Below are 18,220 nucleotides of genomic sequence, written 5' to 3' on the forward strand. Positions count from 1 at the left end.
AGCAAGGGCAATCATCTCCCCCAACGCTCCGCTTTCCTGCGGCAGCGTCCGTATCGGCAAGCGAAGCGTACACCGCTACTCGCGCATATCCGCCGGCAAGCAACACACCCTGTTGTCGTGCCACGCGGGTCGCTCGATCGCAACTCGGGCTGCTTGACGGGTATTCGCCAGACAGATCGATTATATGAAAGCGCAAGGGCCGCGGGGCGGATTCGGGCGAAACATGTTACCGGTAAAAACCCGCAGTCCGTTCTTGCGGGAGTGCCGGATACCCCGCTGCCGGAGCGTAGTTCAGGTAGCAAACCGTTGGGCAACGCCGATAAAGAGTCATTGGGGCGCGAAGCGCAGGAATTTCGTTGCATGCGCAACGACCCGATGCGATAAAAATCCGATAGAATTTTGATGGGTGGAGAGCGTCATGGAAAAGCGAGTATCCAAAGCCATTTTCAAGTCCCGCGCCTGCGAGCTGTTCCGCCAGGTCGAAACGCTGGGCGAAACCGTCGTCGTGACGGACCGGGGACAACCCACCATTGAAATCCGGCCGTATCGCAGCAAGACGGAGAATCCGCTCGAGCTGCTGCGTGCGTCGATCACGCATTTCAACCTCAAGCACGCGCTTGCACCGGTTCCCGCCGAGCAGGAAGAGTAATGATCACGCTCGACACGCTTGCGCTCGTGTGCTGGCTCGGCAGGCAGAAAGCGCTGAGTCAGGCAGCGCACGATGCGATCGACCGTGAACTCGACGGCGGCGAGATCCTCATTTCGGCCATCAGCGCGCTCGAAATCGCGGAGTTCGTGAAGGCCGGCAGCCTCGGGCTCACCATGGACGCCCGTAGCTGGCTCTCCACGTTTCTGAAGCTGGATGGCGTGCGCCTGATTCCGGTCGATTCCGAAATTGCGTTCCGGGCGGCGACGCTGCCGCCCGCGCTCACTTCGCATCAGAGGCTGATCGTCGCGACCGCCCGCACGCACGGCGGCGCGCTCGTGACCTCCGATGCGAAGGTGCGCGCCTCGACTTACGTCGAAACGATCTGGTGACGCGAGCGGCGGTGCCGCGCTCGCATCGGTCCGGTCGAGTCGCGCACCACCAGTTCCGCGGGCAGCGTGATGCGCTGCGAAGCGGCGTCGATGCCGGCGATCTGCGCGAGCAGCGTATTGACGGCCGAACGCGCCATTTGCTGGAACGGCTGGCGAATCGTAGTGAGGGCAGGATGAAACTGCTCGGACATGGGAATGTCGTCGAATCCGATCACGGAAATGTCGTCGGGCACGCGCAGGCCCGCTTCCCTGACGGCGGCGATCACGCCGAACGCGCTCTGGTCGTTGGCCGTGAAGATCGCGGTGGGCGGATCGGAGAGATTGAGCAGGTCGAACGTGACGTCGAACGCCATCATTTGCGAGAGATCGCCGGCGGCGATCAGCGCGTCTTCGCGCGGCAGGCCGAGTTTGGCGAGCGTGTCGCGATAGCCGCGCTGGCGGTCGCGCACGCCTTCGATGGTTTCGTCGCCGGCGAGAAACGCAATGCGCTTGTGGCCGAGCTCCGCGAGATGCTCGACCGCGAGGCAGGCGCCGCCGTAATTGTCGACGGATACCGAAGGAAAGCCAGTGAGCGTGCCGCGCTGATCGACCACCACCACGGGCACTTTGGCCGTGGCGAGTGCTTCGAGGCAGAGCGACTCGCGCGGCAGGATGGCGAGAATGCCGTCGGAAAATTGCTGGATCAACCCGAGCAGGTCGTGATGCGTATGGCGGTCTTCGTCGAACACGGTGTACACGAGCATTTCCATGCCCGCGCCGCGTGCCGCGCGGCCCGCGCCGAGCACCAGTTCGCTCGAGAACTGCGTGTCGAGCGTGGGCGTGATGATGCCGATGATGCCGTTGCGGCCGCCCGAGAGTTTCTGGGCGGTGCGGTTCACGACATAGCCGATGTCCGAAGCGATTCTCAGCACTTCATCGCGCGTTTCGCGCGACACGCCCGGGCGTCCGTTGAGCGCGCGCGAGGCGGTCATCTGCGACACCCCGGCAAGCTTGGCGACGTGCTCAAGCGTGGGAGTTTGCCTTGCCATGCGTGGTGTGGGCTTACGAGAGGTCATGTCTGCGAAGACTCGCTCGTGACTCGCTGGTTACTCCGCGGATGGGTCGCTCGTCACGTTAGCGATACCGTTTATGTGCTGGCTATTCTAGCAGATGCGCCGCTATTCAACCGTCCCCCGCGCGCACCAACCTTGCGCAGGGCGCAAGCTCGGGTGGGAGGCTCACCAGGAAAATCCCGCATAGCCGTAGTTCAGGTCTCGGATTAACATCCATTAACGTTAAGGCTAACGTTAAACGCGCAGATAACTCAGATAGCTCTCAAAATTCCATAAGAGGGGACACAAACATGGCGTACCCAGGTTTCTCCAAGGCGCGGGCGATTGTCGGCGCCACGGCACTGCTGTTTTCACTGTCTGCAGTCGTATCGAACGCCGTTGCAGCGGAATCGAAAACGATCACGGAATGGGATCAGCAGACCAATGCGTCGTCGAGCAAGATCATCCGCGACGCCTCGGACCGCTTCGAGAAGGCGGACCCGGGCTACAAGGTCGAGAATTCGCACGTCCTGAACGAGGCCTACAAGACGAAGCTGAAGGTGGCGTTCGGTGCGAACCAGCCGCCGTGCGTGTTCGAGAACTGGGGCGGCGGCGGCCTGCAGGAGTATGTGAAATCCGGTCAGATCGTCGACCTCACGCCGTACCTGAACAAGGACCCGGCGTATCGCAACCGCTTCATGCAGTCGTCGTGGAGCGTCACGACGTACGGCGGCAAGACCTACGGTGTGGCGGCCGAAAACGCGGCGGCCGCGGTGATCTTCTACAACAAGGAATTGTTCAAGAAGTACGGCATCACGCCGCCCAAGACGTGGGATGAACTGATGCACGTCGTGGACGTGCTGAAGTCGCACGGCGTGGCAGCGTTCTCGCTCGCGAACAAGAACAAGTGGACGGGGTCGATGTACTACATGTACCTCGTCGACCGTATCGGTGGTCCGCAAGTCGTGAGCGACGCGATCGCAGGCAAGGGCAAGGGCTTCGAAGATCCGGCGTTCGTCGAAGCCGGCAAGCGTATCCAGGAACTCGTGAAGGCTGGCGCGTTCGCGCCGGGCATCAACGGTCTCGATTACGACTCGGGGGCTTCGCGCCGTCTGCTGTATTCGGGCAAGGCCGCAATGGAACTGATGGGCGCCTGGGAAGCTTCGACGATCGCGAACGAAGATCCGGCGTTCTCGAAGGATCTCGACTTCTTCCCGTTCCCGAGCGTGCCGGGCGGCAAGGGCGACCCGCGCGACCTGATCGGCACGGTGGGCGATGGCTTCCTGAGCATCTCGACCGAGTGCAAGACGCCCGACGCCGCATTCAAGCTGATCCAGGCGCTGACCGACGACCAGGCGATGCAGGCACGCGCGTCGGATGACCACAAGCTCCCGCCGGTCAACAACGTCAAGATCGACGATCCGTTCACGCAGCGTCTGCAGCAGCTGCTCGCCGCGGCGCCGAGCGTGCAGCTCTGGTACGACCAGGCCCTGCCGCCGGCCTTGGGCGAACTGCACAAGGACACGACGCAGGCGCTGTTCGGTCTGTCGGTGACGCCTGAGGCGGCCGCGCAGCAAATGGAAGCCGCTTCGAAGAAGGGCGGTTGATCTCCAGCACTCAGGAAAAGTCCGGCTGGCGCCGCAAGGCGCCGGCCGGCAGACAAGCTCGTGAATATTGCACTTTCCGCTACACCCGAACGCCGGCTGAAGCTCTCCTCGCAAACGCTCGTCACGGTCGTGTTTCTTGCGCCGGCGCTGCTGCTGCTGGCCGTGTTCCTGCTTTATCCGCTCGTTTCCAGCTTGCGGCTGTCGCTGCTCGACTGGAATGGCCTCGGCAATACGGCCCGCTATACGGGGCTCGCAAACTGGGCGCGGCTCGCCCATGACACGGTGTTCTGGCAATCGCTCAAGAACAACGTGATTCTCGCGCTCGCCTCGATCGTCATTCAGCTTCCTGTCGCGCTCGCGCTCGCCGTGCTGCTGGAAAAGGCCGGCCGCGGCTCGCGCGTGCTGAAAGTGCTCTATTTTCTGCCGCTGCTCATGTCGAGTGTGGCGATCGGCGTGCTGTTCAAGCAGATCTACGATCCGAATTTCGGACCCCTGAACGTGGCGCTGCAGGTATTCGGGCTCGATGGTCTCGCAAAGGATTGGCTGGGCGACCCGCATTTCTCGCTGGGCGCGACCATCGCCGTGATCATCTGGCAGAACGCGCCTTTCTACATGATTCTGTTCCTCGCCGGCCTCTCGTCGATGCCGGCCGAAGTGAACGAGGCGGCGCTGCTCGACGGCGCCTCCGAGTGGACCATCTTCTGGCGCATCAAGCTGCCGCACCTGCAAGGCACGGTGCGCACGGCCGTGATCCTTTCCGTGCTCGGCTCGCTGCGTTACTTCGATCTCGTCTTCGTCATGACCGGCGGCGGCCCCGAAGGCTCGTCCGAGGTGATGGCCACCTACATGTATCGCACGGTGTTCAGTTCGTTCCAGCTCGGCTACGGCAGCACCATCGGCTCGGCGATGTTCCTGATCGTTATCGCAGTGGCGGCGGTGTCGATGTACTTCACGCGCCGCTTTGCAACCGAGGTCTGATCCATGAACAAGAAATTCCGCTTCCCCCGCGTGACGATTCCGATCCTCGCGCTGATCTGGCTGGCTGTCACGACGGTCCCGTTCATCTTCATGGTGGTGTCGAGCTTCAAGAGCCAGGAGGAGACCTTCACGACTTCCGTGTGGGCGCCGCCGAGCCACCTGTTCTGGGGCAATTACGCGGCCGTACTGAAGGGGCCGTTCTTCACGTATTTCCGTAACAGCCTGTTCACGGTGGGCGTGTCGGTCGCGCTGATCGTCGTCATCAGCGCGATGGCAGCCTATGTGTTTGCACGTATGCGCTTCAGGCTGAACAAGCTGCTCTTCGGTCTCGTGGTCGCGGGCATGATCGTGCCGCTGCATGCCACGCTGGTGCCGATCTATCTGCTCACGCGTAATCTCGGCCTTTACGATACGCAGTTCTCGCTGCTCGGCCCGTATGTGGCACTCAGCCTGCCGGTGTCGATCTTCATCCTGACCGAGTTCATGCGGCAGATTCCGCGCGAGCTCGAAGAGGCCGCGCAGCTCGACGGCTGCAGTCCGTTCCGCATTTTCTGGCGTATTTTCTTCCCGCTTTCGGGACCGGGGCTCGCCACGGTGGCGATCTTCAACGGCATTGGTCTCTGGAACGAGTTCATCTTCGCGTACATGCTCACGTCGACGTCCGAGCACCGTACGCTGCCCCTCGCAATCTGGGACTTCATGGGGCAATACGCGTCGAACATACCCTCGATGCTGTCTGTTCTCGTGCTCACGTCGCTGCCGTTGATCGTTGCCTACGCGTTCGGTCAGGAGCGCGTGATCAAGGGGATGATGGCCGGCTCGCTCAAGGGCTGATTCAGGGCCGATCCGCACTGCTAACCGAACTTCGCATAAAACGATATGGCAAGCATTTCCCTCAATAACGTACAGAAGGCCTACGCGAGCGGCAACGCGGTGATCCGCGACGCCAACCTCGAAGTCGGCAAGAACGAATTCTGCGTGTTCCTCGGCCCGTCGGGCTGCGGCAAGTCCACGCTGCTGCGCATGATCGCCGGACTCGAATCGATTACCGACGGCGAACTGCGCATCGACGGTGAACGGATGAACGAGGTCGAACCCGCGAAGCGCAAGGTCGCGATGGTGTTCCAGAACTACGCGCTCTATCCGCATATGAGCGTGTACGAGAACATGGCATTCGGTCTGCGACAGGCGAAAATCGACAAGGCCATCATCGACAAGAAGGTGCGCAGCGCGGCTGCCGCACTGCAACTCGATACCTATCTCGAACGCCGCCCCGCGGCGCTTTCCGGCGGCCAGCGCCAGCGCGTGGCGATCGGTCGCGCGATCGTGCGCGAGCCGGGCGTGTTCCTGTTCGACGAGCCGCTGTCGAATCTCGACGCGGCGCTGCGCGTGCAGACGCGCACCGAAATCGCGCGTCTGCATCGCGAGTTCAGCGAGGCGAGCGCCGTGTATGTGACGCACGATCAGGTCGAAGCCATGGCGCTGGCCGATCGCATCGTGCTCCTGCAGGCGGGCGATCACATGGAGCGGCACGGCAGCGTCGCGCAGGTGGGGGCGCCGCTCGATCTGTATCACCATCCGAAGAGCCGCTTTGTCGCGGGCTTCATCGGCTCGCCGAAAATGAACTTCTTCGCGGGCACAGTGGTGGGCGGCGACGATGGCGGCGTGGACATCGACCTGCAAAGCGGCGAGCGCGTGCGCGCACGCGTGGACGGCTCGCGTGCGCGCGCCGGCATGAAGGTGACGCTCGGTGTGCGTCCGGAGCATCTGCGGGTGGCCGGCGATGCGCGCAACGAACAGACGCTCGCGAGTCGCGTGAAGCTCGTCGAGCACATGGGCGAGCACAGCTATATCCATGCGACGCAGACGGGCGCGGGCGCGGCGACATTGATCGCAAAGGTGCCCGGCGACAGCGCGTTGACGCACGATGAAGTGGTCAAGCTTGCGCTGCCGGCCGAGGCATGCCACGTGTTCGACGATCACGATATGGCGCTGCGTCGTCTCATTTAAGCGGAGCGCGGCTCTCGCCGCGCGCCCGCGCAACGCCATTTTCAAAAGCACAACTAAGCAGACGGAAAGAAAAAAACGCCGTCTCGTGCAATACCAGGGAGTGAAGCAATGTCGCTTGAACACACCACCGAGGTTCCGCTTTATCGCCGCTCCGACGCACCGACGGCGCAGCGCGTGGCCGACCTGCTCGCGCGCATGACGCTCGATGAAAAGATTGCCCAGCTTCACGCCGCGTGGCTCAAGCTCTCGGCCGACGGCGATCACAAGGCGCGCAGTATCGATTTCGCGCAAAGCGCCAACAGCTTCACGGTGGACCAGATTCTCGAACACGGTCTTGGACAGATCACGCGTCCGCTCGGCACCCACACGGTCGATCCCAAAGAGGGCGTGCGCGCGCTCAACGAGCTGCAGCGCAAGATGGTCGAAGACACGCGCCTGGGCATTCCCGTCATGTCGCACGAGGAATGCCTCGTGGGCCTGATGATCAAGGACGCCACGCTGTTTCCCTCGCCGCTGAACTACGCGGCAACGTGGAACCCGAAACTCGTGGGCGAAGTGGGGCGCATCATCGGCGAGCAGGCGCGCTCGATCGGCTGCCACCAGGGCCTGGCTCCCGTGCTCGACGTGTCGCGCGATCCGCGCTGGGGCCGCACCGAGGAAACGCTCGGCGAAGATCCGTATCTAGTGGGCGTGTTCGCGTGCCACTACGTGAACGGTCTGCAGGGCGAGCGGCGCGACGTGCTCGCCACGCTCAAGCACTTCGTTGGCCACTCGGCGAGCGAAGGCGCCCGCAATCATGCGCCCGTGCATGTCGGGCCGCGCGAGTTGAATGACGTGTTTCTGCTGCCGTTCGAAATGGCGGTCAAGCTCGCGCACGCGGGCTCGATCATGCCGGCGTACCACGATATCGACGGCGTGCCCTGCCATGCGGACCGCACGCTGTTGCACGATACGCTGCGCGAGAAGTGGGGCTTCGAGGGGCTCGTCGTTGCGGACTATGCTGCCGTCGACCTGCTCTACAGCCATCATGCGGTGGCGCACGACAGCGCGTCGGCGGCGGCGCTCGCGTTCAATTCGGGACTCGACGTGGAGTTGCCGGGTCACGAGTGCGCGGTCCATCTGAAGGAAGCGCTCGATCGCGGCGAGATCACCGAAGCGACGATCGACACCGCGGTGTCTCGTGTGTTGAGCACGAAGTTCCGCCTTGGCCTGTTCGAGAATCCGTATGTGGATCCCGAGCGCGTGGACGTGAAGGGCACGGCGGCGGCCGATACGGCGTATCAGGTCGCGCTCGAATCGGCGGTGCTGCTGCGCAATGAAGGCGGCGTGCTGCCGTTGAACGCCCATGGCGCGGAGAAAATCGCGGTGATCGGCCCGACCGCCGACGACCCGCTCGCGCTGCTCGCGGGCTACAGCTTTCCGGTGCACCTCATCAACTCGGGCGAGCAGTCGGTCGCTTCGATCGCCACGCCGCTGGGCGCTCTGCGTGCACTGCTGGGCGAGGCGCGGGTGCAGCATGCCAAGGGTTGCGACATCATCAAGACCCGCCGTGCGGGTGCGCCGGTTTTCCCGGGCGACGTGTCGCTCGACTTGAGCGGCAACGCCAGCCGCGACGAGCTGATCAGCAAGGATACCGAAGCGATTCCCGCCGCAGTCGAAGCCGCGCGCAAGGCGGACGTGGCTGTCGTGTTCGTCGGCGATCTGGCGGGCCTGTTCCAGTCCGGTACGGTGGGCGAAGGCTCCGATACGGACAGCCTGGAACTCCCCGGCGTGCAACTGCAAATGCTCACGGCCGTGGTCGAGAGCGGCACGCCTACGGTCGTCGTGATGACAGGCGGCCGCCCGTACAATCTGGGCGGCCTCGAAGATCGCATTGCCGCGCAGATCATGGCGTTTGCACCGGGCGAGCGCGGCGCCGAGGCGCTTGCCGATCTGCTGGTGGGCCGCGCCGGTTTCAGCGGCCGTTTGCCGCTCTCCGTGCCGAAGAGCGCAGGGGCCGTGCCCTATGTGTACAACCATCGCCTCAAGAGCGCGGGCACACCGATCGCCTACCACTTTGGAAGCCGTTATCCGTTTGGTTTCGGCCTCGGCTACACCCAGTTCCGTTACGGCGATCTCGCGGTGGCGCAACGCGAAGTGCCGCTCGAAGACGGCACGGTCGAACTGAGCTTCACGGTTGAGAACATCGGCTCACGCGACGGCACGGAGGTCGTGCAGATTTACGTGCGCGATCAGCACGCGTCGACGGCGCGGCCGGTACGCGAACTCAAGGCGTTTGCACGCGTGCCACTCGCGGCAGGCGCGCGGACTCGCGTGAACGTGAAGCTGCCCGTCGATATGTTCAATTTCACCGACGCACGCGGCGAGCGCATCGTCGAGCCGGGCAAGTTCGATCTGATGGTGGGCAGTTCGAGCCGCGACATCCATCTGAGCGGCACGGTCACGGTTGCAGGCAATGCCACGCGAACGCTCCCGCGCAACTGGCGCATGCTGAGCGCGGTCGAGGTCGTCTCGTAACGGGAAGCAAAGCGGCAGGTCAGGGCGGCGAGCCATCTGCGGCTCGCCGCCCGTTTGGGTTCTGACAAGTCAACACTGGAATATCTGATGTCGTACGCAATCTATCCGAGCCTGGCGGACAAAACCGTCGTTATCACCGGCGGCGGCAGCGGGATCGGCGCTGCGGTCGTGGAGGCATTCGCACAGCAGGGCGCGCGCGTATTCTTCCTCGACGTGGCCGAACACGATTCGCTCGCACTTCAAGAAAAGCTTCGTCATGCGAAGCATCCGCCGCTGTTCAAGCGCTGCGACCTGTGCAGCGTGGACGCGATCGAAAGCGTGTTCGCGTCGATCGTCGATGCCGCCGGCCCGATCGACGTGCTCGTGAACAACGCGGGCAACGACGACCGCCATGATATCGGCGAGCTGACCGCGAGCTACTGGGACCAGCGTATCGCCGTCAACCTGCGCCACCAGTTCTTCTGCGCGCAGGCTGCCGCGCGAGGCATGCGCCAGGCGGGACGCGGCGTGATCCTGAACTTCGGTTCGGTGTCGTGGCACGTCGCCTTGCCGAACCTGCCGATCTACCTGACCGCGAAGGCCGGCATTGAAGGTCTTACGCGTGGCCTCGCGCGCGATCTGGGCGGCGCGGGCATTCGCGTGAACTGCATTATCCCGGGCGCCGTGAAAACGCCGCGGCAGATGAACCTATGGCAAACGGCGGAGAGCGAGGCGAAGGTCGTCGCGGGTCAGTGTCTGCCACTGCGCATCGAGCCCGAGCACGTCGCCCGCATGGCCTTGTTCCTCGCATCCGACGACGCCTCGCGCTGCTCCGGGCGCGATTACTTCGTCGACGCGGGATGGTACGGAGAATGACGATGCCGCATCCCGTGTGCGTATGGCCGGTCGGCGCAGAGCTGGCCGAAGGGCCGCTCTGGCAGGCCGCGGAAAACGCGGTCTATTTCGTCGATATCAAGGGCCGCCGCATTCATCGCTTCGTGGTCACGAGCGGGGAGCGCACGACCTGGTACGCGCCCGACCAGGTCGGCTTCATCGCGCCGCTGGGGGACAGAGTTTTCGTGTGTGGGCTGCCTGACGGCCTGTATCGCTTCGACGCCGTGAGCGGCGAATTCGACAAGCTGATGGATGTCGAACCACATTTGCCGGGCAATCGCCTCAACGACGGGTTCGCCGATGCGCGCGGCCGCCTGTGGTTCGGCTCGATGGACGACGCAGAGGAAGCGCCGAGCGGCACGCTGTATCGCGTGGACGCAGGTGCGGTGTTGAGCGCACACGACAGCGGCTACGTGATCACCAACGGCCCGGCCATGAGTCCGGACGGCCGCACGCTCTATCACAACGATACGATGCGTCGCGTCGTGTATGCGTTCGACGTCGCGATTGACGGTACGCTGTCGGGCAAGCGAGTCTTCACCGCAATTGCCGGCGACGGGCACCCGGACGGTATGGCGGTGGACGCCCAGGGCTACGTGTGGGTCGCGCTATTCGGGGGCTGGCGCATCGACCGTTATTCTCCCGAGGGCGAACTGGCCGGTCAGATCGCGTTTCCGTGCGCGAACATCACGAAGGTCGCGTTCGGCGGGGACGATCTGAAGACCGTGTACGTTTCCACCGCGTGGAAGGGGCTCACGGCAGCCGAGCGCGAGAAGCAGCCGCTGGCGGGCGGCTTGTTCACGTTCCACTCGCCGGTGCCGGGGCAGGCGCCGGCGAACTGTGCGGCGGCCTTCGCGCGTTGAGCAGCCTCGGACCCAGCCTCGGCCCCGGCCTTGACCCTATAGGACCAAAGTCCGATGCCCGGGGCGCCCTGCAGTGTTAGGCTCCAAGAGCACACGCCATGGTCCCTGACCGGCGCAGCAAGCGTGTCACCTGATCGTTTCAAGGGGACTACCATGCTCTACCGATCGAATACGCGCATTGCGTTCGCGCACTGCCTGACGCTGTCCGCCGTGGTCTGCGGCCTCTTTGCCGCCTCGGCGCCGCTGTGCCGCGCGGCTGGCGAGGACGCCTCCGCCGCCTCGGAGGCCGTGCCGGCCGGGGCATCCGTCGACACGGAAAGCGGCACCATCAGTTTGATCGATCAGAAGAATGCACTCGTCGTCGTAACCGTGCCGGGTCACGACGACCTGAGCTTCGATGTGAAAGATCATCGCGACGTGCTCAAGGTCATCCGGGTCGGCGACAAGCTGACGACCCGCTACATGGAGCCGTACGTCACCGGATTGACGCCTGCCGAGGGCGCGGCGGTCACGCGCCTGACCCACACGGCAAAGATGACCCAGCATTCCTCCGGCGCCGACCAGGAAAACTTCCAGGTGCTCCGGGTCTTCAGCGGCGTGGCGCAAGTCACTGGCGTCGACCGCAAGCTCAACCTCTTGACCGTCGTGGACAAGTCCGGCACTGCCCGTTCCATTCGGGTTAGCCGCCCGGACCTGATCGAGGTGATGCAGTCCCTCAAGCACCATAGCCACGTGCGGATCAAGTACGAATCCGAGATGACGGTCATCGTCGCCCGTTAGCGGCTTCGCTGCGGGACGTCCGCTTTCGCGCGTTTCCGGTATCGATCGTTCCCCGGACTCGAAGATTTTTTGGGCGTACCGATCCGTTTTCACCTCCCCATCCGTCTTTAGCATGCCGGTCGCAGAGCGCGACGGCTTCGACCAGACAGGAGGGCAGGATGGAGACGATTCAAGATCAAACGGTGCTGATTGCCGGGGGAAGCCGGCGATTGGGGCTTGCCATGGTGGAGGCGTTGCTTCGAAGGCAAGCGAAAGTGACCGTTCTGGCGCGAGATAGCGAGGGCCTCGCCGCTGTCGAGCAGTTGGGCGCGAAAGTCGTAACGACGTCAAAGCCACGCTCCACGGTGTCCAAGCCGCATTGAAGGCGCCGATGCCCAAAGGCGGGCGCGTGCTGCTCGCTTCGAGCGGCGCGGCGCGGGTGCTTACGTTGCCGGCCATCCGAGCTGAGGCGATGCGCCTTTCGGGCGGCTACATGGGCGCCAAGCGCATGATCTGGCTGATGGCGCACAACGCGAATAGCGTTGCGCGCACACGCGAACTCGGCCTGCATTTCCAGGTATTGTTGCCGCTTCAACTCGTGGGCGTAACCGGCCTCGGGCGCGCGGTTGCGGCGGCGTATGCTGGGCGGGAGGTGCTTCGCCTGATGTAAATCGCGCTTGCGCCAGGCGCGCCGCTTTCTTCAGGTTTTCGCGCCGAGATCGAGTAGCCGTACCGCATTCTCCTTGAGGATCAACGGGCGCACTTCCGGCTTGATGTCGAGCGTATCGAAATCCGCGAGCCAGCGATCCGGACGGATCAAGGGAAAGTCGGAAGCGAACAGCACCCGCTCGCGCAAGAGCGTATTCGCGTACTTCACTAATTCCGGCGAGAAGTATTTCGGCGACCAGCCCGACAGGTCGATATACACGTTGGGCTTGTGCAGCGCGATGGAAAGCGCCTGCTCCTGCCACGGCCAGGAGGGATGCGCGATCACGATCTTCATGTCGGGGAAATCGGCGGCCACATCGTCGAGATAGATCGGCTCCGAATACTTCAGCCGCAACCCGCCGCCGCCGCGCATGCCCGAACCCATGCCCGAGTGGCCGCTATGAAACACCGCGGGCAGGCCATATTCGGCAATCACTTCGTATAGCGGGTAAGCCAGCCGGTCGTTGGCGAAAAAGCCTTGCATGGTGGGGTGAAACTTGAAGCCGAGCACGCCATGCGCCTCGATCAGCCGCCGGGCCTCGCGCGCGCCGAACTTGCCCTTGTGCGGGTCGATGCTGGCGAACGCGATCATGATGTCGGCGTTTTGTTGCGCGAAGTCGGCGATCTCTTCGTTGCCGATGCGGCGCCGCCCGATATTCGCCTCGCAATCCACCGTGAACATCACGAAGCCGATCTTGCGCTCGCGGTAGTGCTCGATCGTTTCCGGAATCGTCGGGCGGCGGCCTTGCTTCAGTACGGTGCCGAAATACTTGTCGGCGGCTTCGTCGAATTCCTTCGCGAAGAGATCGGGCGGCTGGCAGCACGACACTTCGGCGTGGACGTGCGTGTCGATCGCAACGAGCTGGTCGATGTTCAAGGGTGTCTCCTCCTTCCTGTCACTCGCCGAGCGAGCGCTTACGCGGCGCGCAGATTGCGCACGCACGCATGCAGCAGCGCGTGTAGCTTTTCCGCTGTTTCAGTGTCCATATCGTCGAGCATCGCGCCTTCCACGTGATCGGCCGCGGCGTCGCATTCGCCCAGCAGTGCGTTGCCGGCTTTGGTGAGCGATAGCAGCACCACGCGGCGATTCATCGGGTCGGCTTCGCGCATGACCCAGCCGTTCGCCTCCATCGTCTTCACGACTTCGTTGGCGGCCTGCGGCGTGATGAACGAGCGCTCGGCGAGTTGCGCATTGGAGGAGCGGCCGCGCGCGCGCAGCACGGAAAGCGCGGTGTATTGCGGCAGCGTGAGCCCGTGGCGCGCGAGCGCTTCAGTCAGGCGGCGGGAAACGACGCGGTCGAGCTGGCCGATCAGGTAGCTCAGGCGCATGGCCGGCACGGTGTGTGGGCCGCCCTCGGCGGACTGCTGCGCGACTCGGGCACGCGGCGCGGTGGGGGAAGTTTTCTGGGTCATCGCGTTTTACGGGTTTGTACCGACGAGATCATATTCTACTTTACATATCAAGTAGCCTGATAGTAAATTGATTTCAAGCCGCGAGTGCGGCAGTGTCTACGGAGAGAGAAAATGAGCTACGAAGGTCGCTGGAAAACGGTCAAGGTTGCGGTTGCGGGCGGCATCGCCTGGGTGACGTTGAACCGGCCGGAAAAGCGCAACGCCATGAGCCCGACGCTCAACAAGGAGATGATCGACGTGCTCGAAACGCTTGAGCTCGACGCCGAGGCGCAAGTGCTCGTGCTGACCGGCGAAGGCTCGGCGTGGACGGCCGGCATGGACCTGAAGGAATACTTCCGCGAAGTCGATGCGGGCCCCGACGTGCTGCAGGAGCGCATTCGCCGCGACGCGAGCCGCTGGCAATGGCAACTGCTGCGCATGTATTCGAAGCCGACCATCGCGATGGTGAACGGCTGGTGTTTCGGCGGCGGATTCTCGCCGCTCGTGGCATGCGATCTCGCGATTGCCGCGGACGAAGCCACGTTCGGTCTTTCGGAAATCAACTGGGGCATTCCGCCGGGCAACCTCGTGAGCAAGGCGATGGCGGATACGGTGGGCCACCGCGAGGCGCTTTACTACATCATGACGGGCGATACGTTCACGGGCCAGCAGGCCGCGAAAATGGGGCTCGTCAACAAGAGCGTGCCGCTCGCGCAACTGCGCGAGGAAGTGCTCGCGCTCGCCGCGAAACTGCTCGACAAGAACCCGGTCGTGCTGCGCAACGCGAAGCATGGCTTCAAGCGTTCGCGCGAACTGACGTGGGAGCAGAACGAGGACTATCTCTACGCGAAGCTCGACCAGGCCAACCATCGCGACAAGGAAGGCGGCCGCGAGCAGGGCCTCAAGCAGTTCCTCGACGACAAGAGCATCAAGCCGGGCCTGCAGGCATACAAGCGCTAATCGATAGCGTCGCACCAGACAGAGGAGACAACGACATGCATGAAACCCGCCTCTTGATCGGCGGCGCGGCGCGCGCCGCGTCGAACGGCAAGACCTTCGAGCGCATCAATCCGGCCACGCGCGCGGTGGCCACGCGCGCGGCAGCCGCCACGCTGGAAGATGCGGACGCGGCCGTTTCCGCCGCCGCGCACGCCTTCCCGGCGTGGGCCGCGCTCACGCCCACGGAGCGCCGCAAGCGCCTGCTTGCCGCGGCCGACCGCATGGATGCGCGTACAACGGATTTCATCGCCATCGGCGCGGCGGAAACGGGCGCGATGGCGAACTGGTACGGCTTCAATGTGATGCTCGCCGCCAACATGCTGCGCGAAGCGGCTGCCATGACCACGCAGATCGACGGCGCGGTGATCCCTTCCGACGTGCCCGGCAGCCTCGCGATGGCCGTGCGCCAGCCGTGCGGCGTCGTGCTCGGCATGGCGCCATGGAACGCACCGGTGATTCTTGCCACGCGTGCGCTCGCCATGCCGCTCGCGTGTGGCAATACGGTGGTCCTGAAAGCATCCGAAGGGTGTCCCGGCGTGCATGCGCTGATCGGCGAAGTGCTCAACGAGGCGGGTCTGGGCGAGGGCGTCGTCAACGTGCTCACGCATGCGCCGGATGATGCGCCGGCCATTGTCGAGCGCCTGATCGCCAACCCCGCCGTCAAGCGCGTGAACTTCACGGGCTCGACGCGCGTGGGCCGCGTCGTCGCGGAGCATTGCGCGCGGCGTCTGTTGCCCGCACTGCTCGAACTGGGCGGCAAGGCGCCGGTGCTCGTGCTCGACGATGCCGATCTCGACGCCGCAGTGGAAGGCATCGCCTTCGGTGCGTTCTTCAATCAAGGGCAAATCTGCATGTCGACCGAGCGCGTGATTGTCGACCGCAAGATTGCCGATGCGTTCGTCGACAAGCTCGTTGCGAAGGCACGCACGCTGAAGGCCGGCGACCCCACGCACCCGGGCTCGGTACTGGGTACTTTGGAGAGCGAAGCATCGGCGCGGCGCATACGCGCGCTTGTGGAAGACGCGCGCGAGAAGGGCGCGAAACTGCCGCTGGGCTGCGAAGTGAACGGCGCGGTCATGCAGCCCGTGATCGTCGAAAACGTCACGCGCGAGATGAAGCTCTACGCCGACGAATCGTTCGGCCCGGTAGTGACGGTGCAGCGCGTGGACGGCGACGAAGAAGCGGTGAAAGTTGCCAACGACAGCGAGTACGGTCTTTCGGCGGCGGTATTCAGCCGCGATATCGCGCGCGCGATGAACGTGGCGAAGCGCATCGAATCGGGCATCTGCCATATCAACGGGCCGACGGTGCACGACGAAGCGCAAATGCCGTTCGGCGGCGTGAAGGCGAGCGGCTATGGCCGCTTCGGCAGCAAGGCTTCGATCGCCGAATTCACGGACCTGCGCTGGATCACCGTGCAGACCGGCCCGCGCCACTATCCGATCTGAACGCGCCCATCACGACATGAACCACCGGGCCGTCTGCGCCGATCCACCGCGCAGCCCGGCACCGGTCAAGCAAAGGAGACAGGCTTTGGATTCGGAGCCGACCCAAACGCATGCTCGCGCCGTCGTGCAACCGGACTTCGCCGGTTACCGCGCCGTCGCGATCGGCTCGGCCGCGCCGCAGATCGAACGGCGCGGCGACTGCTGGTATTTGCGCTCGAGCGAGGCGCTCGACGACTTCCCCGAGCGCGTGACCGACCGGCTCGTGAGCGGCGCGCGCGCGCATCCGGAGCGCTGGCTCGTGGCGCGCCGCGGCGCCGCCGGGCAATGGCAGGGCATCAGCTACGCGCAGATGCTCGAACGCGCCCGTGCGATCGGGCAGGCCTTGATCGAACGCGGCTTGTCGGCCGAACGTCCGATCGCGCTGCTCTCAGGCAACGATCTCGAACATCTGCAGATGGCGTTCGGCGCACTATGGGCCGGCGTGCCCTATGCGCCCATATCTCCCGCGTATTCGCTCGTCTCCAGCGATTACAACAAGCTGCGGCACACGCTCGGCCTGCTCAATCCGGGCCTCGTATTCGCGGCAGACGGCCCCGCTTTTGCCGCGGCGCTCGACGCCGCGGTGCCCGCCGATATCGAGCGCGTGGTCGTGACGCCGGCTGGCGGCGGCCGCCGCGAGACGCCGTTTTCGACGTTGCTCGAGACGCAGGCGGGCAGCTTCGAAGACGCGCAGGCGCGCGTGAGCGGCGACACGATCGCGAAGTTCCTCTTCACCTCCGGATCGACGCGCCTGCCGAAGGCCGTGCCCACCACGCATCGCATGCTGTGCAGCAACCAGCAGATGCTGCTGCAAACTTTCCCGCAGTTCGGCATCGAGCCGCCGGTGCTGGTGGACTGGCTGCCGTGGAATCACACCTTCGGCGGCAGCCACAACGTGGGTATCGCGCTCTACAACGGCGGCACGCTCTATATCGACGACGGCAAACCCGTGGCCGGCCGCTTCGAAGAGACGCTGCGCAATTTGCGCGAAATCGCGCCCACGCTCTACTTCAACGTTCCGAAGGGTTGGGAAGAACTGACCGCCGCGCTCGAAACCGACGCGCAGTTGCGCGAGACGTTTTTCTCGCGCGTGAAGATGTATTTCTTCGCGGGCGCGGGGCTCTCGCAGGCGGCGTGGGACCGGCTAGAACGCGTGACGCAGGCCCATTGCGGCGAGCGCATCCGCATCATGGCGGGCCTCGGCATGACCGAGACCGCGCCGTCGTGCCTCTTCACGACCGGCCCGGTGATGGGCGCGGGCTATATCGGCCTGCCCGCGCCGGGCTGCGAGACGCGTCTCGTGCCCGTGGACGGCAAGCTCGAAGCGCGCTTTCGCGGCCCGAACGTGATGGGCGGCTACTGGCGCGTGAACGAGGCGGACCGTCATGACGTGTTCGACGAAGAGGGCTACTACCGCACCGGCGACGCCGTGCGCTTCGTCGATACCGGGCGGCCCGAACTGGGCCTGCTGTTCGACGGCCGCATTGCCGAAGATTTCAAGCTCAGCTCCGGCACGTTCGTGAGCGTGGGGCCCATGCGCGCGCGCATCGTTTCGGGCGGTGCGCCGTACGTGCAGGACGCGGTGATCGCGGGCATGGATCGCGACGACGTCGGCGTGCTGATCTTCCCGCGCCTCGACGAATGCCGCCGGCTCGCGGGGCTCGTCGCGAGCGCTGCCGCGCGCGACGTTCTGGACGCGAGCGCCGTGCGCGACTTCTTTGCCGACCTGTTGGAGCGGCTGAACCGCGAGGCGACGGGCAGCGCGACCCTCATCACGCGACTGCACGTGATGGACTCGCCGCCGTCGCTCGATCTCGGCGAGATCACGGACAAAGGGTCGATCAATCAGCGTGTCGTGCTGAGCCAGCGCGCGGTGCTCGTGGATGCGTTATACGCCGCGCGGGGCACCGAAACGCGCGTGATCTTCGCCCGTCATCGGCAGCACGTTTGAGGAACGG

Annotated in this window: 18 protein-coding genes; 15 read left to right on the forward strand and 3 right to left on the reverse strand. The window is 64.4% G+C overall.

Translation table 11 applies throughout. The features are described 5' to 3' along the window. Window positions 1–418: 418 nt before the first annotated feature. Entirely contained in the window at window positions 419–649 is a 231-nt protein-coding gene (locus M3A49_RS06150) for a type II toxin-antitoxin system Phd/YefM family antitoxin (RefSeq protein ID WP_069262207.1), read from the forward strand. Then, window positions 649–1,038: a type II toxin-antitoxin system VapC family toxin gene (locus M3A49_RS06155; protein WP_028204693.1), complete on the forward strand. Its 390-nt coding sequence runs from the start codon at window positions 649–651 to the stop codon at window positions 1,036–1,038. The genes M3A49_RS06150 and M3A49_RS06155 overlap by 1 nt, the downstream gene beginning before the upstream one ends. Here M3A49_RS06155 and M3A49_RS06160 read toward each other — a convergent pair. Further along, window positions 1,017–2,066 carry a LacI family DNA-binding transcriptional regulator gene (locus M3A49_RS06160; protein ID WP_254355456.1) on the reverse strand — a complete coding sequence of 350 codons (1,050 nt, stop codon included), beginning with the start codon at window positions 2,064–2,066 and terminating at the stop codon, window positions 1,017–1,019. The genes M3A49_RS06155 and M3A49_RS06160 overlap by 22 nt on opposite strands. A gap of 314 nt (window positions 2,067–2,380) precedes the next feature. On the opposite strand from M3A49_RS06160, the gene M3A49_RS06165 reads away from it, so the two are divergent. The 10 genes from M3A49_RS06165 (at window position 2,381) to M3A49_RS06210 (ending at window position 12,346) form a co-directional block, all read left to right on the forward strand. After that, entirely contained in the window at window positions 2,381–3,676 is a 1,296-nt protein-coding gene (locus M3A49_RS06165) for an extracellular solute-binding protein (RefSeq protein ID WP_028204691.1), read from the forward strand. Window positions 3,677–3,736: 60 nt separating this feature from the next. Continuing rightward, window positions 3,737–4,654, forward strand: a complete 918-nt coding sequence (locus tag M3A49_RS06170; RefSeq protein WP_266227902.1) for a carbohydrate ABC transporter permease — start codon at window positions 3,737–3,739, stop codon at window positions 4,652–4,654. A gap of 3 nt (window positions 4,655–4,657) precedes the next feature. Then, entirely contained in the window at window positions 4,658–5,488 is an 831-nt protein-coding gene (locus tag M3A49_RS06175) for a carbohydrate ABC transporter permease (RefSeq protein ID WP_266227903.1), read from the forward strand. Window positions 5,489–5,533: 45 nt separating this feature from the next. After that, window positions 5,534–6,664: an ABC transporter ATP-binding protein gene (locus tag M3A49_RS06180; protein WP_266227904.1), complete on the forward strand. Its 1,131-nt coding sequence runs from the start codon at window positions 5,534–5,536 to the stop codon at window positions 6,662–6,664. 108 nt (window positions 6,665–6,772) lie between these two features. Beyond that, window positions 6,773–9,181 carry a glycoside hydrolase family 3 N-terminal domain-containing protein gene (locus tag M3A49_RS06185; protein ID WP_266227905.1) on the forward strand — a complete coding sequence of 803 codons (2,409 nt, stop codon included), beginning with the start codon at window positions 6,773–6,775 and terminating at the stop codon, window positions 9,179–9,181. 87 nt (window positions 9,182–9,268) lie between these two features. Further along, window positions 9,269–10,036 (forward strand): SDR family NAD(P)-dependent oxidoreductase, encoded by a 768-nt coding sequence (locus M3A49_RS06190; protein ID WP_254355462.1) that lies wholly within the window; start codon window positions 9,269–9,271, stop codon window positions 10,034–10,036. Further along, a complete protein-coding gene (locus M3A49_RS06195) occupies window positions 10,033–10,917 on the forward strand; it encodes an SMP-30/gluconolactonase/LRE family protein (protein WP_266227906.1) in 885 nt (294 codons plus the stop codon). Before M3A49_RS06190 ends, M3A49_RS06195 begins: the two co-directional genes overlap by 4 nt. Before the next feature lie 153 nt (window positions 10,918–11,070). Next, window positions 11,071–11,697 carry a hypothetical protein gene (locus M3A49_RS06200; protein WP_266227907.1) on the forward strand — a complete coding sequence of 209 codons (627 nt, stop codon included), beginning with the start codon at window positions 11,071–11,073 and terminating at the stop codon, window positions 11,695–11,697. A gap of 158 nt (window positions 11,698–11,855) precedes the next feature. After that, a complete protein-coding gene (locus M3A49_RS06205) occupies window positions 11,856–12,059 on the forward strand; it encodes a hypothetical protein (RefSeq protein WP_266227908.1) in 204 nt (67 codons plus the stop codon). A gap of 8 nt (window positions 12,060–12,067) precedes the next feature. Further along, entirely contained in the window at window positions 12,068–12,346 is a 279-nt protein-coding gene (locus M3A49_RS06210; protein ID WP_266227909.1) for a hypothetical protein, read from the forward strand. Between the two features lie 30 nt (window positions 12,347–12,376). On the opposite strand, the gene M3A49_RS06215 is transcribed toward M3A49_RS06210, so the two are convergent. Both M3A49_RS06215 and M3A49_RS06220 read right to left on the reverse strand, forming a co-directional pair. Further along, a complete protein-coding gene (locus tag M3A49_RS06215) occupies window positions 12,377–13,261 on the reverse strand; it encodes an amidohydrolase family protein (RefSeq protein WP_266227910.1) in 885 nt (294 codons plus the stop codon). A 38-nt stretch (window positions 13,262–13,299) separates the two neighbouring features. Then, the gene (locus tag M3A49_RS06220; RefSeq protein ID WP_266227911.1) at window positions 13,300–13,797 is read right to left on the reverse strand and encodes a MarR family winged helix-turn-helix transcriptional regulator; all 498 of its coding nucleotides are present in this window, start codon (window positions 13,795–13,797) and stop codon (window positions 13,300–13,302) included. Window positions 13,798–13,908: 111 nt separating this feature from the next. Between M3A49_RS06220 and M3A49_RS06225 the strand changes: the two genes are divergently transcribed. The 3 genes from M3A49_RS06225 (at window position 13,909) to M3A49_RS06235 (ending at window position 18,213) form a co-directional block, all read left to right on the forward strand. Beyond that, window positions 13,909–14,736 (forward strand): p-hydroxycinnamoyl CoA hydratase/lyase, encoded by an 828-nt coding sequence (locus tag M3A49_RS06225; protein WP_266227912.1) that lies wholly within the window; start codon window positions 13,909–13,911, stop codon window positions 14,734–14,736. 35 nt (window positions 14,737–14,771) lie between these two features. Continuing rightward, window positions 14,772–16,223 (forward strand): aldehyde dehydrogenase, encoded by a 1,452-nt coding sequence (locus M3A49_RS06230; RefSeq protein WP_266227913.1) that lies wholly within the window; start codon window positions 14,772–14,774, stop codon window positions 16,221–16,223. Window positions 16,224–16,308: 85 nt separating this feature from the next. Next, window positions 16,309–18,213, forward strand: a complete 1,905-nt coding sequence (locus M3A49_RS06235) for a feruloyl-CoA synthase (protein ID WP_266227914.1) — start codon at window positions 16,309–16,311, stop codon at window positions 18,211–18,213. Window positions 18,214–18,220 lie beyond the last annotated feature (7 nt).

Origin of the sequence: Paraburkholderia sp. CNPSo 3076 (assembly GCF_026343935.1) — a bacterium.
GTDB lineage: Bacteria > Pseudomonadota > Gammaproteobacteria > Burkholderiales > Burkholderiaceae > Paraburkholderia > Paraburkholderia nodosa.

What these genes read in the sequence shown, in the direction of transcription:
- M3A49_RS06175 (WP_266227903.1), top strand. Translation starts at nt 4,658, where the DNA reads ATGAACAAGAAATTCCGCTTCCCCCGCGTGACGATTCCGATCCTCGCG.
- M3A49_RS06200 (WP_266227907.1), top strand. Translation starts at nt 11,071, where the DNA reads ATGCTCTACCGATCGAATACGCGCATTGCGTTCGCGCACTGCCTGACG.
- M3A49_RS06210 (WP_266227909.1), top strand. Translation starts at nt 12,068, where the DNA reads ATGCCCAAAGGCGGGCGCGTGCTGCTCGCTTCGAGCGGCGCGGCGCGG.
- M3A49_RS06230 (WP_266227913.1), top strand. Translation starts at nt 14,772, where the DNA reads ATGCATGAAACCCGCCTCTTGATCGGCGGCGCGGCGCGCGCCGCGTCG.
- M3A49_RS06220 (WP_266227911.1), bottom strand. Translation starts at nt 13,797, where the DNA reads ATGACCCAGAAAACTTCCCCCACCGCGCCGCGTGCCCGAGTCGCGCAG.
- M3A49_RS06205 (WP_266227908.1), top strand. Translation starts at nt 11,856, where the DNA reads ATGGAGACGATTCAAGATCAAACGGTGCTGATTGCCGGGGGAAGCCGG.
- M3A49_RS06150 (WP_069262207.1), top strand. Translation starts at nt 419, where the DNA reads ATGGAAAAGCGAGTATCCAAAGCCATTTTCAAGTCCCGCGCCTGCGAG.
- M3A49_RS06190 (WP_254355462.1), top strand. Translation starts at nt 9,269, where the DNA reads ATGTCGTACGCAATCTATCCGAGCCTGGCGGACAAAACCGTCGTTATC.
- M3A49_RS06225 (WP_266227912.1), top strand. Translation starts at nt 13,909, where the DNA reads ATGAGCTACGAAGGTCGCTGGAAAACGGTCAAGGTTGCGGTTGCGGGC.
- M3A49_RS06185 (WP_266227905.1), top strand. Translation starts at nt 6,773, where the DNA reads ATGTCGCTTGAACACACCACCGAGGTTCCGCTTTATCGCCGCTCCGAC.
- M3A49_RS06180 (WP_266227904.1), top strand. Translation starts at nt 5,534, where the DNA reads ATGGCAAGCATTTCCCTCAATAACGTACAGAAGGCCTACGCGAGCGGC.
- M3A49_RS06155 (WP_028204693.1), top strand. Translation starts at nt 649, where the DNA reads ATGATCACGCTCGACACGCTTGCGCTCGTGTGCTGGCTCGGCAGGCAG.
- M3A49_RS06165 (WP_028204691.1), top strand. Translation starts at nt 2,381, where the DNA reads ATGGCGTACCCAGGTTTCTCCAAGGCGCGGGCGATTGTCGGCGCCACG.
- M3A49_RS06160 (WP_254355456.1), bottom strand. Translation starts at nt 2,066, where the DNA reads ATGGCAAGGCAAACTCCCACGCTTGAGCACGTCGCCAAGCTTGCCGGG.
- M3A49_RS06195 (WP_266227906.1), top strand. Translation starts at nt 10,033, where the DNA reads ATGACGATGCCGCATCCCGTGTGCGTATGGCCGGTCGGCGCAGAGCTG.